At 64.3% G+C, this 16,030-nt stretch carries 13 protein-coding genes and 1 pseudogene; 8 read left to right on the forward strand and 6 right to left on the reverse strand.

Translation table 11 applies throughout. The features are described 5' to 3' along the window. Positions 1–9: 9 nt before the first annotated feature. From AAAX75_RS07790 to cobK, 8 genes and pseudogenes are all read left to right on the forward strand, one after another. A pseudogene (locus AAAX75_RS07790) lies at positions 10–436 on the forward strand (adenosylcobinamide-GDP ribazoletransferase). Positions 437–477: 41 nt separating this feature from the next. After that, complete coding sequence (locus AAAX75_RS07795) at positions 478–1,434, forward strand: histidine phosphatase family protein (RefSeq protein WP_349091705.1); 957 nt, start codon at positions 478–480, stop codon at positions 1,432–1,434. Further along, positions 1,434–2,408, forward strand: a complete 975-nt coding sequence (cbiB, locus tag AAAX75_RS07800) for an adenosylcobinamide-phosphate synthase CbiB (RefSeq protein ID WP_349091706.1) — start codon at positions 1,434–1,436, stop codon at positions 2,406–2,408. The genes AAAX75_RS07795 and cbiB overlap by 1 nt, the downstream gene beginning before the upstream one ends. After that, positions 2,405–3,628, forward strand: coding sequence for a histidinol-phosphate transaminase (locus AAAX75_RS07805; RefSeq protein WP_349091708.1), 1,224 nt, complete (start codon positions 2,405–2,407; stop codon positions 3,626–3,628). Before cbiB ends, AAAX75_RS07805 begins: the two co-directional genes overlap by 4 nt. After that, complete coding sequence (locus AAAX75_RS07810) at positions 3,621–5,120, forward strand: cobyric acid synthase (protein WP_349091709.1); 1,500 nt, start codon at positions 3,621–3,623, stop codon at positions 5,118–5,120. The genes AAAX75_RS07805 and AAAX75_RS07810 overlap by 8 nt, the downstream gene beginning before the upstream one ends. Next, positions 5,117–5,632, forward strand: a complete 516-nt coding sequence (locus AAAX75_RS07815; protein ID WP_349091711.1) for a cob(I)yrinic acid a,c-diamide adenosyltransferase — start codon at positions 5,117–5,119, stop codon at positions 5,630–5,632. Before AAAX75_RS07810 ends, AAAX75_RS07815 begins: the two co-directional genes overlap by 4 nt. Beyond that, positions 5,633–6,274, forward strand: a complete 642-nt coding sequence (locus AAAX75_RS07820) for a precorrin-8X methylmutase (protein WP_349091713.1) — start codon at positions 5,633–5,635, stop codon at positions 6,272–6,274. Continuing rightward, positions 6,271–7,044 (forward strand): precorrin-6A reductase, encoded by a 774-nt coding sequence (gene cobK, locus AAAX75_RS07825; protein WP_349091715.1) that lies wholly within the window; start codon positions 6,271–6,273, stop codon positions 7,042–7,044. Before AAAX75_RS07820 ends, cobK begins: the two co-directional genes overlap by 4 nt. 211 nt (positions 7,045–7,255) lie before the next feature. On the opposite strand, the gene AAAX75_RS07830 is transcribed toward cobK, so the two are convergent. The 6 genes from AAAX75_RS07830 to metK all read right to left on the reverse strand — a co-directional run bounded on the left by AAAX75_RS07830 (position 7,256) and on the right by metK (position 15,888). Further along, complete coding sequence (locus AAAX75_RS07830) at positions 7,256–8,467, reverse strand: ABC transporter permease (protein WP_349091717.1); 1,212 nt, start codon at positions 8,465–8,467, stop codon at positions 7,256–7,258. Continuing rightward, positions 8,464–9,237, reverse strand: coding sequence for an ABC transporter ATP-binding protein (locus AAAX75_RS07835; protein ID WP_349091719.1), 774 nt, complete (start codon positions 9,235–9,237; stop codon positions 8,464–8,466). Before AAAX75_RS07835 ends, AAAX75_RS07830 begins: the two co-directional genes overlap by 4 nt. Further along, entirely contained in the window at positions 9,237–10,673 is a 1,437-nt protein-coding gene (locus AAAX75_RS07840) for an efflux RND transporter periplasmic adaptor subunit (protein ID WP_349091721.1), read from the reverse strand. The genes AAAX75_RS07835 and AAAX75_RS07840 overlap by 1 nt, the downstream gene beginning before the upstream one ends. A gap of 132 nt (positions 10,674–10,805) precedes the next feature. Further along, positions 10,806–12,539 carry a L,D-transpeptidase gene (locus tag AAAX75_RS07845; RefSeq protein ID WP_349091723.1) on the reverse strand — a complete coding sequence of 578 codons (1,734 nt, stop codon included), beginning with the start codon at positions 12,537–12,539 and terminating at the stop codon, positions 10,806–10,808. Positions 12,540–12,688: 149 nt separating this feature from the next. Beyond that, positions 12,689–14,296 carry an L-serine ammonia-lyase, iron-sulfur-dependent, subunit alpha gene (gene sdaAA / locus AAAX75_RS07850; protein WP_349091725.1) on the reverse strand — a complete coding sequence of 536 codons (1,608 nt, stop codon included), beginning with the start codon at positions 14,294–14,296 and terminating at the stop codon, positions 12,689–12,691. A gap of 311 nt (positions 14,297–14,607) precedes the next feature. Beyond that, a complete protein-coding gene (metK, locus tag AAAX75_RS07855) occupies positions 14,608–15,888 on the reverse strand; it encodes a methionine adenosyltransferase (RefSeq protein WP_349091727.1) in 1,281 nt (426 codons plus the stop codon). Positions 15,889–16,030: the final 142 nt, after the last annotated feature.

Consider the following 16,030-nt stretch of genomic DNA (forward strand, 5'->3'; position numbering starts at 1 on the left):
CCTGTGGTGGTGACGGGAGGCATCCACCTAGACGGGCTCTGCGACACCTCCGATGCGCTTGCAAGTTGGGCCCCGCGCGAGCGAAAGCTTGAGATCATGCACGACCCGCGGGCGGGCGCCTTCGGGGCTCGCCGTTGAATGCTGGCCTGCCGCGCGGGCGGATGGCATGGCCGCGGGGCTCTCGCCTGCGAAGAAGCGCGCGGCGATCGTCGTGCCGCTTTGCGCTTTCGCTGCGGCTTCGGCTGCAGGGATGGTCGCGTGCGCCCAGGCCGTCGGCGCCCTTATGGCGGTGGCGGGGCTTTTGGCGCTCGCGTGGTACCGCCATGTTGCCCTGTCCCGCTTCGGCGGGGTGACGGGGGATTTGGCCGGATGGTTTCTGCAATGGGCTGAGCTCGCGATGCTTGCCATGCTGGTAGCGGGGGGCATGCTCCTATGATGCTCGTGTTAGGTGGCGCGCATTCGGGGAAGAGGACCTTCGTGCGCGAAAAGCTCGGGTTCGCGGCGGACGATTTCGTCGACGCGGCGCAGTTTGCGGAGGGCGGCGTGCCCGCGGCTTTTGCCGGCCGCGTCGCGTACCGTGCTGAGGAACTCGTACGCGCGCTCGACGTTGACCGGGCGCTCGAGCGGCTGATCGGCTTCGACGCAGTGATTCTGTCCTTGGTCGGCTCGGGGGTCGTCCCCATGCGTGCGGAAGACGCCCAATGGCGCGAGCGCGCGGGGCGCCTGGGATGCGCGCTCGCTGCGCGCGCCGACGTCGTCGTGCGCATGACGTGCGGGATTCCCCAGGTCATCAAAGGAAACCTTGCCGATGCGTCTCGAGGGACGCAGGGCGCGAGCGCGCCTTTGGAAGTCGTCTTCGTGCGCCATGGTGCCACGGCGGGCACGGAAGACCATCGCTACAGCGGGGCGGGCACCGACGAGCCCCTGTCGAGCGCGGGCGAGCGCGCTTTGCGCGATCTCGCGTGCGATCGTGACGTGTTCCGTGTTATCACGAGCGGAATGGCCCGCACCGACCAGACGGCGCGCATCCTCTTCCCGTACGCGGAGCTTATGGCGTGCCCCGGTCTGCGCGAGATGGATTTCGGTGACTTCGAGGGGCGAAGCGCCGCCGAGCTTAAAGAGGATGTGCGCTACCGCGCCTGGGTAGACTCCTGGTGCGAGACGCGCTGCCCGCATGGCGAGGGCAAGAGCGATTTCACCCGCCGCGTCGTCGCGGCGTTTCGGGAGGCGTGCGAATCGGAGCGCGCCCAGGGGAGTGGGCGCGCCGTCTTCGTCGTTCACGCGGGTACCGTGAAAGCGCTGCTCTCCGAGCTAGCTGTCCCGAAAATGGGATATTTCGACGTGCATACCGAGCCGGGCGGCGCATGGGCCGCCACCTGGGATGGGCGCTGCCTTCGCGACGTTCGCCCCGCTTCGGGGGGCGATGCCCGGTGATGACGATTCTTGCCGTCGCCGCCGGGTTCGCGGCCGACCTTGCCTTCGGCGACCCGCGCTGGCTTCCCCATCCCGTCGTCGCCATGGGGCGCGCGATCACGTGGGCCGAAGGCCGCCTGCGGGGCGCATTCCCGCAAACGTCCGCGGGCACGCGCGCCGCAGGGCTTGTGCTCGCCGTGGCGCTTCCGCTTGCGTGTTGGCTTTTGACCTGGGGAATCCTGCATCTTTGCGGCATGGTTCACCCCGGCTTGCGCTTTGTGGCCGAGGCATGGGCGAGCTATCAGATTCTCGCGGCATGCGAGCTGCGCCGCCAGAGCCTGGCCGTGGCCCGCGCGTTCTCGAAGGGCGGCCTTGTCGCGGCTCGTGAAGCCGTCGGGCTCATCGTGGGACGCGACACGTCTGTTCTCGACGAGCAGGGCGTTGCGCGCGCCGCCGTGGAAACGGTGGCGGAGAACGCGAGCGACGGCGTCATCGCGCCGCTTTTCTACCTTATGATCGGGGGTGCGCCCTTGGGCATGGCGTACAAGGCGGTGAACACGCTCGACAGCATGGTGGGCTACAAAAACGAGCGCTACATCGACTTCGGCTGCGCCTCGGCGCGCCTCGACGATGCGGTGAACTGGATTCCCTCGCGCTTATCGGCCCTGCTCATGATCGCCGTGTGCCCGATCGTCGGGCTCGACGCGTGCGGGGCGGCGCGCATCTGGCGCCGCGACAGGCGTCGCCATGCGAGTCCCAACTCGGCGCAGACCGAGTCAGCGTGTGCGGGCGCGCTCGGGCTGCGCCTGGCAGGACCCGCGGTGTATTTCGGCAAGCTCGTTGAGAAACCGACGATAGGCGACGCATCCCGCGAAATCGAGTGGGGCGACATCGCCCGGGCGACAAGGCTCATGCTCGCCGCGTCCGTATGCGCGCTCGTCGTCTTCGGCGCCGCGCGCGCGGCGGTCGTGCTCGCCGTGGGGGCGATGTCATGAGGGAAGACCACGCTGCGTCCCGGGCTGCCGGGGGAATCCTGCGCGCCCGTACGCATGGGGGCAGTGCGCAATCGCTTGGCATCGCTTGCGAAGGGGGCGCCTCCGACTTCATCGATTTCTCGGTGAACGTGAATCCGGCAGGCCCCTCGCCGCGCGCTGTCGCCGCAGCCTGCAAGGCGCTTTCTCGAATCGACGCCTACCCCGATAGGGAAAGCCTCGCCCTTGTTCGCGCCCTATCGCGCGCCCAGGGCATTCCCGAAGATACTATCGTCTGCGGCGCGGGCGCGTCCGACATCATCTGGCGGCTCGCTGCGGCGGTGCGCCCGAAACGCATCGTCGTGTGCGCGCCGACGTTCTCTGAATATGCGGAGGCGGCATCGTACTACGGCGCATGCGTGCAGGAGTTCCCGCTCTCCGAAGCGGACGACTTCGACGTGCCCGCCTCCTTCGCCCGCGCGATCGAGGGGCCGGGAGACGTGGCGTACCTCTGCAATCCGAACAACCCGACGGGGCGCCTCGTCGACCCCCGCGTGATCGATGCCGCGGCTTGCCGCTGCGAGCAGGTGGGCGCGCTGCTCGTCGTGGACGAGTGCTTCCTCGGATTTGCGCCCGACGCCCGCGATAGGAGCGTGGCCGCACGCGCCGCGTGTTCGCGCCATGTGGCCGTGCTCTCTGCGTTCACCAAGCTCTACGGAATGGCGGGGTTACGGCTGGGATATCTGATCAGCGGAAACGACCAACTCATCGATGGAATTCGCCGGGCGGGGCAGGCGTGGCCCGTCTCCTCGGTCGCCGAGGCCGCGGGCATCGCCGCCCTGGAAGACGTCGAATACGTCTCGCGCACGCGCGATGTATTGGCGGGCGAGCGAGCGTGGCTTTCCCACGAGCTCTCCTCGCTCAGGCTTTCCGTCGTGCCGTCGGATGCGAACTTCCTTTTAGTCCGCACGCCGACGAAAGACATTCCCGAACGCCTGTATAAACAGGGGGTTTTGGTCCGCACGTGCGACTCGTTTTCGGTGCTGTCCCGTTTCTGGTGCCGCGTCGCGGTGCGCACGCGCAAGGAGAACGCCCGGCTTGCGATGGCGTTCAGCCGCGCGCTATGGGCGGAAGGTACATCAGGCGAAGGCGAACCCGACGAACGGGGCGGCGCTTCTTGCAGCGGTGCTATGGCGGGCGCGGATGGCCGAGGCTCGGCGAAGGAGGTCGATACCCGTGGGTAGGGCGAAGCCCATCATGATCCAGGGCACCATGTCGAACGCGGGGAAGAGCCTGCTTGCGGCGGGGCTGTGCCGCGTTCTTTCGCAGGACGGCCTGCGCGTGGCTCCCTTCAAGAGCCAGAACATGGCGCTCAACAGCGGTGTCACGGCCGACGGGCTCGAGATGGGGCGCGCCCAGATCATGCAGGCCGAGGCGTGCGGCATCGCGCCCGACGTGCGCATGAACCCCATTCTGCTCAAGCCCGAAAGCGGCCACCGAAGCCAGCTCATCGTGGCCGGCAAGGAGCAGGGAGCCTTCGCTGCGAGGGACTACTTCGCGCGAAAGAAGGCGCTCATGCCGCAGATTTTGGAGGCGTTCGATTCGCTCGCGGAGGAAAACGACGTCATCGTCATCGAGGGCGCCGGCAGCCCCGCCGAAATCAACCTTGCCGAAAACGACATCGTCAACATGGGGCTCGCGCGCGCCGTGTCCTCCCCCGTGCTGCTCGCGGGCGACATCGACCCAGGCGGGGTGTTTGCCCAGCTTTACGGCACGGTCGCGCTCCTTGCGCCCGAGGACCGCGCGCTTTTGCGGGGGCTTGTAGTAAATAAGTTCCGCGGTGATGTGGAAATCCTGCGCCCGGGTTTGGCCCCACTTGAGAAGATGTGCGGGGCCCCCGTCGTGGGGGTCGTGCCGTATCTTACGCTCGACCTGGACGACGAGGACTCGCTCGCGCCGCGCCTATCTGCCCGCGAGGCGCGCGGCGTCATCGACGTCGCCGTCGTGCGCCTTCCGCATCTGTCGAACTTTACCGACTTCGACCCGCTTTCGCGCGTGCCCGGCGTGGGCGTGCGCTATGTTTCCTCGACGACCGATCTGGGCCGACCCGACCTGGTGGTGCTCCCCGGCTCGAAGACCACGCTCGACGACGCGCGCTGGCTTGCGGCTAGCGGCATCGGAGCCTGTGTACGCGCGCTTTCGGGTGCGGGCACGCCGGTGCTCGGCATATGCGGAGGCTACCAGCTTTTGGGTGACGAGCTTTCCGACCCGCACGGCAGGGAAGGCGCTGGCACCGCGCGCGGGCTCGGGCTCATCCCTGCAAGTACGGTGTTCAAGGAGGAAAAGCGCCTCGCCCAGTCGGAGCTGCGCATCACGGGCGCCCAAGGCGCGTTCTCGGTGTGGAACGGCATGACGGCGCGCGGGTACGAGATTCACGACGGCGAAACGACCGTCTCCTGCGCCCCTGCGGGCACGATTGGCGGCAAACCAGAAGGCGCGGCCTGCGGAAACGTGTTCGGAACCTATCTCCACGGCCTGTTCGACGAACCGGGGGTGGCACTCGCCCTCGCGCGCTCGCTCGTGCGCATGCGCGGCCTGCCCGAGAGCGTCGTGGGTGCTGAGGGCGCGGTGTCCGCGGCCGATCATCGTGCGCGCGAGTTCGGCCGCCTGGCCGACTCCGTGCGCGGGGCGCTCGACATGGAGTATGTCTACCGCATTATCGAGGAGGGCGTATGATCCACGTGTATCATGGCGACGGCAAAGGCAAGACCACGGCGGCGATGGGCCTCGCCCTTCGCATGCTCGCCGCAGGCCGCCGCGTCGTCGTCGTGCAGTTCCTGAAAGACGGCGAAAGCGGGGAGGTGCGCCTGCTCGCCGAGCATTTCGGCGTGCCCGTGTTCGCGGGGAAGGCGTCGGACAAGTTTACCTGGTCCATGACGTCGGAAGAACTTGCCGCGACGCGCGAGTTGCACGATGGGAACCTCGCTTCCGCGCTCGCCGAGCTCGAGGGCGCGCAGGAGGGGCTGCTCGTGCTCGACGAGGCGCTCGACGCGCTTTCGAATGGGCTTGTCGACGAGGCGCTCGTGGACCGCGCGCTCGATATGTCCGCGCGCGGCGTCGAAGTAGCGCTCACCGGGCGCGCGCCTTCCCGCAAGATCGTGGAGAAGGCCGACTACATAACCGAGATGCGGTGCGAGAAACACCCCTACGCTCAGGGGATAGGTGCAAGGGAAGGAGTGGAGTACTAGATGGATTCCAAGGAGATGGCGCCCGGCGACATCGAGCGGCGCAGCTTCGAGATCATCACCGAAGAGCTCGGCGGCCGCACGTTCCCGCCGCTCGAAGAGCCCGTCGTGAAGCGCGTCATCCACACCACTGCTGACTTCTCGTACGCCGATTCCCTCGTGTTCACCCATGACGCCGCGCACTGTGCGCTCGACGCACTGCGCGCAGGGGCCACGGTGCTCACCGACACGAACATGGCGCTCGCAGGCATAAGCAAGCCCGCGCTCGCGAAGCTCGGCTGCAAGGCCGTGTGCTACATGGCCGACCCTGATGTCGCCGCGGCTGCGCGCGCCGCGGGCACGACTCGCGCCGTTGCGAGCATGGACAAAGCTTGCGGCATCGAGGGTCCGCTCATCGTGGCCGTCGGCAACGCTCCCACAGCACTTCTGCGCCTCGCCGAGCTCATGGACGCGGGGAAGATCGCGCCCGCGCTCGTCGTTGGGGTGCCGGTTGGGTTTGTGAACGTGGTCGAGGCGAAAGAGGAGCTACTCGCGCGACGGGTGCCGGCCATCGTCGCGAGGGGTCGCAAGGGCGGCTCGACCGTGGCGGCCGCCATTATGAACGCGCTGCTCTACGAGATCACGCGCCCAGGCGGCCCGAAGTGACGGCGCCCGCATCCGCGCCGGCGCTGCGCATCTTCGCCGGCACCACTGAGGGCCGCCTTCTGTGCGAATGGGCGAGCGGGGCGGGCATCCCCGCCCGTGCCTACGCGGCAACCGAGTACGGAGGCGAGCTTTTGGGCGAGCTTCCGGGCATCGAGGTGCATGCGGGCAGGCTCGACGAGGCCGACATGGAGCGCGAGCTTTCCGGCGCGCGCATCGTCGTCGACGCCACGCATCCCTTCGCTACGCTCGCAAGCGGCAACATCCGGGCCGCTTCGCTCGCCGTGGGTGCACGATGTCTGCGCCTTGCGCGCCCGGTCGAGGCGCTACCCAAAGGCGTCGTGTCGGTCGCGTCGATCGCCTGCGCGGCGCGCTTTCTCTCCGAGAACCCGGGTCGCGCGCTTCTCACGACGGGGAGCAAGGAGCTTGCTCCCTACACGCGCGTCGCCGATTTCGCGGAGCGCTTCTTCGTGCGTGTTCTCCCGCTGCCCGGTGCTATAACGAAGTGCATCGACGCGGGGTTTTCGCCGTCGCACGTCATCGGCATGCAGGGGCCCTTCACCCGCGAGCTCAACGAGGCGATGCTTCGGCAGGTGGGCGCCCAGTGGCTTGTGACCAAGGACTCGGGAACCGTAGGTGGCACGGCCGAGAAGATCGCCTCCGCGCGCGACGTGGGAGCGCGCTGTATCGTGGTCGCCCGTCCCGCCGAGGGAGGCGGGGGCCTTTCGCTTCGGGAAGTGGAAGACGCGCTCTTACGGGAGTTCGCGCGCTAGGCGCTCGCCGCGCCTGCGTGCCCTCCCGCCCGCGAGGAGAAGCGCCTTGAGCAAGCTCGACCCGTATAAGCCCGTCATCCGCCAATAGCTCGAGGACGAAGCCCGGAACTGGCGCAAGCAGCCCTTCAATAAGTTGCCGTGAAATAGTGTCTGTTTTTGCTGCTAGATAGCATATTTAGTCCTTAATTCACCGCAACTTATTGGTGGTGGCTTACTGATAGCGTAGGCAGTCCACCGGGTCGAGCTTTGCCGCGCGGCGAGCGGGGTAGAAGCCAAAGATTACGCCGATGCCGACGGAGACGGCGAAGGCCAGCAGCACCGTGGCGATTGAAAAGCTCGGTGTGATTTGCCCGCTGGCACCGAGCTCGCCAAGAATCCCGGATCCGGAGGCAAACATCGCAAGAGCCCAGGCCAGCAGATAGCCAATCAGGACACCCAACAGTCCGCCGGTGACGCACAGCGCCGAAGACTCGGCCAAAAACTGCGCGGTGATATCGCGACGACTGGCGCCCAGAGCACGGCGGATGCCGATCTCGCGGATGCGTTCAGATACGTTGGTGAGCATCATATTCATAATGCCGATACCGCCGACAAGCAGCGAAATGCTGGCGACAGCGCCCATGATGAGCGAGAACGCGCCCATAAAGGAGTTGAGTGTATCGATGGCGCTTTTCATGGATGTTGCCGATACACTGTCGTACTCCTCCTCCTCGATGCCCTTCATCGCGCGCACCTTGGACTCGATGGTTTTACAAAGCTCATCCATGTCCGTGCCCTCGGCGGCAAGTGCCGTCACGCTGGGGAATGAAGGATTCTCGTCGCCAAACAGTCCGGAGATTGTTTCGCGTGGCATATACAGCGTGAGCGAGCCCATGGAGTCGCTGCCGCCATCAATCACGCCTACAATCTGCACCTCGCCGTTGGACACCTTGATGGTTTTCCCCAGCGCATCCTGTTCGTTGCCGTAAAGCTGATCGGCGCCGCCGCGGCTGATGAGCGCCACGCGCGAGCCTGATTGGGACTCGGCCTGGGAATAGGTGCGCCCCGCAACGAGCTTGCTGGCCCCCACGGCGTCGAGCATGTCGCTATCGACACCCTGTGCCATGACGGTATAGCTTTTATCGCCGGTCTTATACTCGGTATACGCGCTGTCGACAATGCCGATCTGCTCTATCTGCGGCACCAGTTTTTGAAGCTTCTCTATGTCGGACTCGGTGAGTTCTTGCGACGAATAGACTTGCACCATGCGTGCCGCATTGAGGCCCAGACTGTTGACCAGGCTGTTTTGGATGCCGCCGATGAGCGAAGTCATGGCAATAACCGAGGCGATGCCGATGACAATGCCCAGGATGGTGAGCAGGCTGCGCCCCTTGTTGGCCTCGAGCGAGTGAAGGGCTTCCTGGATGAGATCGCGGGCGCTCATGCCACCACTCCTTTCGGCGGGTTGGCGGAGGCGGAAATCATGGGCAGGCTATCTACGGCGCTGCGCAGGGTCCGCGGTGCATGTGGAATATACGCGCCGTCGTGAATGCGACCGTCGCGGATGGTCACGGCACGGTCGGCTTCGGCGGCGATGCCGGGGTCGTGTGTGATAAGAACGATGGTTTTGCCGCGCTCCTGAAGTCTATGGAAGGTCTCCATCACAAGCGCTCCAGTGGCGGAGTCTAGGTTTCCCGTTGGCTCATCGGCCAGAATGATGGGCGGGTCATTGACGAGGGCGCGTGCGATGGCGACACGCTGCATCTGGCCGCCCGAGAGCTCGGATATGCGGTGGTCCCAGTGGTCGACCGGTAGTGTGACGGCCTGCAGCGCGTGCACGGCGCGCATCTCGCGCTGGCTACGGGGCACATTGGTGTAGGCCAGCGGCAGCATGACGTTTTCGATAACCGACAGGCGCGGCAGCAGGTTGAAGCTCTGAAAGACAAAGCCAATGCTCAGGGCGCGGACTTCGGTGAGCTCGTCATCATCGAGCTCGGCCACGTTGAGCCCTTGCAGGTAATAGTCGCCCGCCGTCGGTTTGTCCAGGCAGCCCAGGATGTTCATGAGCGTTGACTTGCCCGAGCCCGAAGGGCCGGTAATGGCGACGAACTCGCCGGGATCTACCGCCAGGCTCACGTTATGCAGGATATGGGCGCAACCTGCCTCGCTCTCAAAGATGCGGTGCACGTTGCGGATGTCGATAACGGGACGCATTACATGCCCTCGTCGTCAGACATGCTGCCCGAATCCGTGCTGTAGCCGCCGTCAGCTGTTGCGTCAGCTCCGGTGTCCATGACGAGGGTGTCGCCATCGCGCAGCTTGGTAACCGGCACGTTGGGGTTGATCTCGTTGCCCTGGTCGTCGCGCTTGACCTGTGTCTTGCCGACTACGGCTTCGTTGTCGTTTTGCGTCACGACGGTCACCTTCACGCGACGGGTTTGCTTGCCCTCTTCATCAGTCGCCACGTTGACGTAATAGTGTTCGCCGTCTTCGGTCATGAGCGCCATCGTCGGCACCATCACCACGTCGTCGAGCTGCTCGGTCACCACCGAGACCTCGGCCGTCATGCCCGGCTTCAGGCGCGCGTCGGGCGCCTCGATGAGAATGTCGACGTTAAAGGTTACGCTGCCGCCGCCACCGTTGGCGGCGTCGGAGTTTGCCACCGACGCGATAGCCGTGACGGTGCCCTGGCTCACGATATCGGGAAACGCGGGATACGTGACGTTGGCGCTCTGCCCAACGGCGATCTTGGCGATGTCCTTTTCGCCCACCTGCACGGTCACCTTCATCTTAGATAGGTCGGCGATCTGCATGCACTGCTTGCCGCCGCTCGTATCGCTTTCGCCCATGATCATGCCGCCTGTAACCGTGACGCCCACTTTGGCATTGAGCTCCACGATGCTACCCGAGCTCGGGGCCGTGACCGTGCGACTGGAGGCCTTGGCGTTCGCCTGGTCGAGGTTTGCCTGGGCTGATGCGAGGCTGCGCTGCGCGGCCGATACGGCGTTCGTGTCTACTGATGCGGCGGAGACGCCAGCCGCTGCGGAAGCTCCCTCGACGTCCGTCGTTGGGGTGGCCTGCGCGGCAGCTGCGGCTTTCTGAGCGTTGGCGAGGTCTTCTTGAGCGGCAGCAACTGCACGCTGCGCCTCGGCAACGTTGCGATCGAGCTCGTCGTTTTTAATGGTCATAAGCACGTCGCCCTCGTTGACGGATTGGCCTGCCTGCACGTTGATAGAATCGACCGTGCCGTCGACAGAAGGGGAGACCACTGAGGACGAAATGGGTTTGAGCTGGCCTTTCGCCTCGACCGTTGTGGTAAACGTGCCCTCGGTCACCATGTCAGTCACAGGCCCACTAGCGCCCTGTGGCTGCGCATTGATAACCAGGGTTGCGACAATGGCAATGAGCGCGATGGCACCCACGACGCCGGCGGCAATACCGCGACGAATCAGCTTTTTGCGTCGACGTTCGGCACGCTTTGCCTTGAGCTTGGCATATGCCTCTTCATCGGAAATCTCGGCCGTAGCGTTCGCGCGTCCGCTCTGCTTGTCGGCATGTACGTTTGTAATCAGAGGAAACGTTTCGGTGGCACCTTCGGGCGTGCGCTCGGTATCATCTGGGCCCGGGGTGATCGTGGGGACATTCGGCATAGCGTCTCCTTTATAGAAAGAACCTCGATAATTATATGCGCCCACCGGTTGGGGCGGGCGCATAGGACGGTTTCTTTCGGAACTGTTAGATTGGTCGCAGCGGTTCCACGTTGTAGGAATGCGCGCGTTGCACTACGAGTGGACAACCACGCACAGGCCGACTTTGATGCAATCGTGCAGTGCCTTGGCGTCGGCCAGGCGCAGGTTGATGCAACCGTGGCTGCCGCACCACTTGTACGACTCGGCGTTATCGAAGCTCTTGTCGTTTTGCCAGGTGGCGTCGTGGAAGCCGATCATGTTGCCCTCAAACGGCATCCAGTAGCTCACCGGGCTCTCATATTTGGGTTTACCGGTCTCGGGGTCCTTGGCTCCGATCAGGGTGCTGCCGCCGTCGTTGCTGTTGATTTGCCACACACCCTCGGGGGTGGCGTCTTCGCCCGGTTTGCCGGAAATAAAGTTGGCCTCCCACACGATATTGCCGCTCTCGTCATAGTAGCGCGCGTGCTGCTCGGACAGGTCGACGTCGATATACGCCTTCCAGTCGGGCTCTCCCTTTGCGGTAAAGGTGTCGGCCTTCTGGGAGTACTTGATCTCGATCTCGCCGGTCTGCTTGTTGTTAATGGCGTCCTCGACCTGCTTGGCGAGCGAGCTGCTGTCGATGGACCAACCAAAGTCGCCGCCTTCGACGGCGCACTGCTTGCCATCGGCGCGCGTCCACCAACGAGTGGAGCCCACGGTATTAAAGCCGTTGGCGAGTTCGGCTGCCCAGCTGCTGATCTGCGACGTATCGAGCGTGGGGTTGGCCGGATCGGCAAAGCTGATCCACTGCAACACGGAGCTGCCATCAACCTTGCCGGCATCCTCGCCGTTGAGCTTGAGGGTCACGTTGACGCCCAGGAAGTTGTTGGCGGCATCGCATGCGGCCTGAATCTGATCATCGGTCAGCGTTCCATTAAGCGGCTCATAGGCATCGTTGCCGAGCTTGGAAAGATCTACGGTCTCGGTCAGCGAGGCAAGCTCGAGCTCGGCGTACTTAATGACATGCTCGCGGTCGAGCTTTTCGTTGGAGCGCGCCTTCTCGACGGTAAACTTGCCGGCCTGCTCGTCATAGGAGCTATTGGCCTCGAACGTGCCCGAACGGCCCTCGTTAAACTCGTCGATGGCGGCGCCCAGATCCTCCTCAAACTGCTTTTGGTCAAAGGTGTCGGAGAGCATGGACAGGTCGACGTCTTGATCAAGATCGACTTCGTTGGAGGTAGCGGTTGTTTTGGTCTTGCCGCTTAAGGATTCCACAAGACGGACCGGCCATATAAAGGCTTCGTTGTGGCTGATGATTTCTTTTGCGGCAGCTTCGCCGTCGACGATGGGCTCATCGGACTCGGGCTGATAGGTCCAGCTAAAGTCATCGCCTGTCACGGCGAGCTTATAGTGCTTCCATGCCGAATTGACCTTGGTGGCGGCAGACGAAGCGTTGGAGAACGAGACGTCGACGCCGGCGATGGTGGTGTTGGGGTAGGCTACCTGCGAAAACGCTACGACGCCTACTATATAGACAATGACGATTAGGCCCAGGACGACAAATAACGTCGTCTTTTTGCCCGACTTATTGTTCTCGGCGGGTTTGCGCGCGGGGCCGCGATCGCCTCGAGCGTGCGTGGGGGGCTGCTTGGGCGCATTGCCGTTTGCCTGGCGCTGCTGACGTTGTTGACGCTGCTGTCGCTGTTGGTTCGGGCGTTGGGAAGCGTTTGCCGCACCACGCTGCTGACCGTGGCTCGGCGCGATAGGACGCGGCGACTGAACGCCGCCGGTGTGCCTGCTCGGCTGCTGCGGATCGGGAATCAGTTGAGTTCGATCGTTTTGCGACATCGTATGCATATCCTTCGATTTTCGCCTTGCGGTTCATCGTGTTTTTACTGGGCTTGCATTATAGCGATTGCCCTGCTGTTTGTGGTACGGAAACGGTGGCATTCAAAAGAGGTGGGACATTTGTCCAACCTTTGAGTCATTCTTTGCCGCTATCCGCACACACCGCATTTTGCACAGGCCGAAAGTGCGGCCGGAGCCTGCGCGATGCCACCCTTTGCCGTCTCGCGCAGCGTGGCCGGCAACGCGTGGCCCACCGAAAGCATGACATGTGCCATCTGGTCAAACGGCACCAAGCTCTTAATGCCTGCGAGGGCGAGTTGTGCCGAGCTAAAGGCCGCTGCCACGCCAATGGCGTTGCGGTTTTGGCAGGGCACCTCCACGAGGCCACCGACGGGGTCGCAAACGAGGCCCAGCAGGTTACTCAGCGCGATGGAACTGGCGTCGAGCGCCTGATCGGGCGTGCCGCCGAGCATCTGCACCAACGCGGCGGCTGCCATGGCAGCGGCGCTTCCCACCTCCGCTTGGCAGCCGCCCTCGGCGCCGGCAACACAGGCGCTTGTGGTGAGGTTGAGGCCGATTGCGGCTGCGCAGTAGAGCGCGTCCATGACCTGCTCGTCGTCGAGCTGCAGGTGATCGGCGAGCGCCAGCACGCAGCCGGGCACAACACCCGCGGAGCCTGCCGTGGGGGCGGCGACAATCACGCCCATGGTAGCGGAGCGCTCGAGCACGGCCATGGCGCGGGCAACGGCGTCGGTCTGGACGGCGCCCATCAGGCTTGCACTCAAATCGTTGCAGCGGGTTGCTTCGACGAGCTTCGCCTCGCCGCCGATAAGCCCGCCGAGCGAGCGCTGCGGATTGGCGATAGGGGCCGTGGTCTCCTCGCGCATGACGTCGAGCACGCGGCGCATGGCGGCGACGGCGTGCGCCTCGCCGGTCAGGCGCGCCTCGCGCACGGCCATGACGGCGCCGATGCTGAGTCCCAGCTCCTCGCACGCGTCGAGCAGTTGCTCGCCATCGTCGAAGATCTCCTTGGCCGAGACGCCGGGGGAGAGCGATGATGCTGAGCCAGGGAGCTCAATAAAGGTGGCGTAACCGACGTTGTCGAGTTTGCGCACCATGGGGATGACGGTGTCGTCGGGTGTGCCGTCGGTCTCAAAGACGGAGTAGGCCTGGCCGCCCACCTCGGTGCGGTAGGTGCGGCAGAAGGCGATGTTCACGTGTGCGTAGGCAAGTAGGTTCGTAAGCGCGGCGAGCACGCCGGGAACGTCCTGGTGCGCCACGAAGAGCGTGGAGTACATACCCGAGATGTCGACGCCGACGCCGTTGATGCGGCTGATACGCATCTTGCCGCCGCCCAGGCTCTCGCCGCGGACCTGCGCCGTAGCGCCCGTGTCGTCGACCATCTCGATATCGACGGTGTTGGGGTGGATGGAGGCGTCGTCGCCCTTGATGTCAAAGTGATAATCGAGGCCCTGCTCGCGTGCGAGGTCGAAGGCCTGCTTGATATTCTCGTCGTCGGTGTCGAGGCCCAAGATGCCCGCAACGAGCGCGCGGTCGGTGCCGTGGCCGCGGTAGGTGTGGGCGAAGGAGTTCCACAGGCCAAAGGTGACCTTGGTGATGCGGCCCTCGAGCAGACTGGCGGCCACCTGTGCGCAACGCAGGGCGCCGGCGGTGTGCGATGAGCTGGGGCCGACCATGACGGGCCCCAAGATCTCGAATGCAGAGGTCGTAGCTAGTGTTTGCGGCTTGCCTGCCATGGGTGCTCCTTATCTATCCCGTCGTCCCGAGGGGTGGGGCATAAGGTCGCCTGCTCGGACAGTCCTGCTCGCACGGAGAGCACATTAAGTGCTCTCCGGCTCGTGCGGAACTCGCGATCGACCTTATGCCCCGCCCCTCGGGACTAAGGATACATGGTTGGAGTTGCTAGATGGCAAAATTCATTAGCTGGTGACGCAGCGTAGGCTCTTATCGAAGCATCTTCACCACCGGATTAATAAAAAAGAAGCACCGCTTGGGGGCGGTACTTCTTTTGAAAGCGCATGCGTGTTGTGACCTTGGTGGTTCCCAATTACAGGCCGCAGGCTGATTTGAGTTCTTCGACTCGGTCGGTTTTCTCCCAGGTGAAGTCGGCGTCTTCGCGGCCGAAGTGACCGTAGGCTGCCGTCTTTTCGTAGATGGGGCGACGCAGGTCCAGGTCTCGGATGATTGCGCCCGGGCGCAGGTCGAAGGTCTTCTCTACGGCCTCGACGATCTTGTCCTCGGCAACATGTGCGGTACCGAAGGTGTCGACCATGATTGAGAGGGGCTTGGAAACGCCGATGGCGTAGGCAAGCTCGACTTCGCAGCGGTCGGCCAGACCGGCGGCGACCACGTTCTTGGCGACCCAGCGCGCGGCATACGCGGCGGAGCGGTCAACCTTGGTGCAGTCCTTGCCGCTAAAGGCACCGCCGCCGTGACGGCCGTAGCCACCGTAGGTGTCGACGATGATCTTGCGGCCGGTGAGGCCCGTGTCGCCCATGGGGCCGCCCACGACAAAGCGACCGGTGGGGTTCACGTAGATGTCGGCGTTGTCCCACGGCATGTTCTCGGCAGCCATGACGGGGGCGATGACGTGCTCGATGAGATCGTCCTTGATCTTGCCCATGTCCTCGATCTCGGCGGCGTGCTGCGTGGAGATGACGATGGTCGTGACCTCGACGGGCTTGCCGTCCTCGTAGCGCACCGTGACCTGGGTCTTGCCGTCGGGGCGCAGGTAGGGCAGGGTGCCGTCGTGGCGCACGGCGGCCAGGCGCTCGGCCAGGCGGCTCGCCAGGTAGTGCGGCATTGGCATGAGGGTCTTGGTCTCGTTGGAGGCATAGCCAAACATCATGCCCTGGTCGCCGGCGCCGATCAGGTCGATCGGGTCGGTGGTGGCGCCGGTCTGGGTCTCGAAGGACTCGTCGACGCCCTGGGCGATATCGGGCGACTGCTCATGGATGAGGCTCATAACGCCGCAGGTGTCGCAGTCAAAACCGAACTTGGCACGGTTGTAGCCAATGCGGCGGATAACGCCGCGGGCGATTTCCTGAACGTCGACGTAGGCCTGGGTGCGAATCTCGCCGGCAACGATGACGGTACCGGTGGTCACGAGGGTCTCGCAGGCGCAGCGGACGTTCTCCACGTTGGCAGGGATGCCGTTGGGGGCGATGTAGCCCTGCTCCTGCAGCTCTATTTCTTTGGCGAGGATTGCGTCGAGGACGGCGTCGCTGATCTGGTCAGCGATCTTATCGGGATGACCTTCGGTCACCGACTCCGACGTAAAAACAAAGGACCCGTGTTGGGGCGGGATGGAACGAAGTTCTTCTGACATGATAGTCCTTTCAAAAACGTGTCCCGGCGACCGTTACCATTCCGCCGGGCTCTCTATGCAAGGGCACATCATAGCGCGTAAATCAAACATTCACACCCTTTCCGCACCTACTCATTGGGGACAGACTTAAATGACCTGCCTT

Source organism: Collinsella sp. CLA-ER-H7 (assembly GCF_040092345.1).
In the GTDB taxonomy this organism is placed as follows: domain Bacteria; phylum Actinomycetota; class Coriobacteriia; order Coriobacteriales; family Coriobacteriaceae; genus Collinsella.

Coding starts and splice junctions, on each gene's coding strand:
- cbiB (WP_349091706.1), top strand. CDS start 1,434: ATGACGATTCTTGCCGTCGCCGCCGGGTTCGCGGCCGACCTTGCCTTC.
- AAAX75_RS07805 (WP_349091708.1), top strand. CDS start 2,405: ATGAGGGAAGACCACGCTGCGTCCCGGGCTGCCGGGGGAATCCTGCGC.
- AAAX75_RS07815 (WP_349091711.1), top strand. CDS start 5,117: ATGATCCACGTGTATCATGGCGACGGCAAAGGCAAGACCACGGCGGCG.
- AAAX75_RS07820 (WP_349091713.1), top strand. CDS start 5,633: ATGGATTCCAAGGAGATGGCGCCCGGCGACATCGAGCGGCGCAGCTTC.
- AAAX75_RS07830 (WP_349091717.1), bottom strand. CDS start 8,467: ATGAGCGCCCGCGATCTCATCCAGGAAGCCCTTCACTCGCTCGAGGCC.
- AAAX75_RS07835 (WP_349091719.1), bottom strand. CDS start 9,237: ATGCGTCCCGTTATCGACATCCGCAACGTGCACCGCATCTTTGAGAGC.
- AAAX75_RS07840 (WP_349091721.1), bottom strand. CDS start 10,673: ATGCCGAATGTCCCCACGATCACCCCGGGCCCAGATGATACCGAGCGC.
- AAAX75_RS07845 (WP_349091723.1), bottom strand. CDS start 12,539: ATGTCGCAAAACGATCGAACTCAACTGATTCCCGATCCGCAGCAGCCG.
- sdaAA (WP_349091725.1), bottom strand. CDS start 14,296: ATGGCAGGCAAGCCGCAAACACTAGCTACGACCTCTGCATTCGAGATC.
- metK (WP_349091727.1), bottom strand. CDS start 15,888: ATGTCAGAAGAACTTCGTTCCATCCCGCCCCAACACGGGTCCTTTGTT.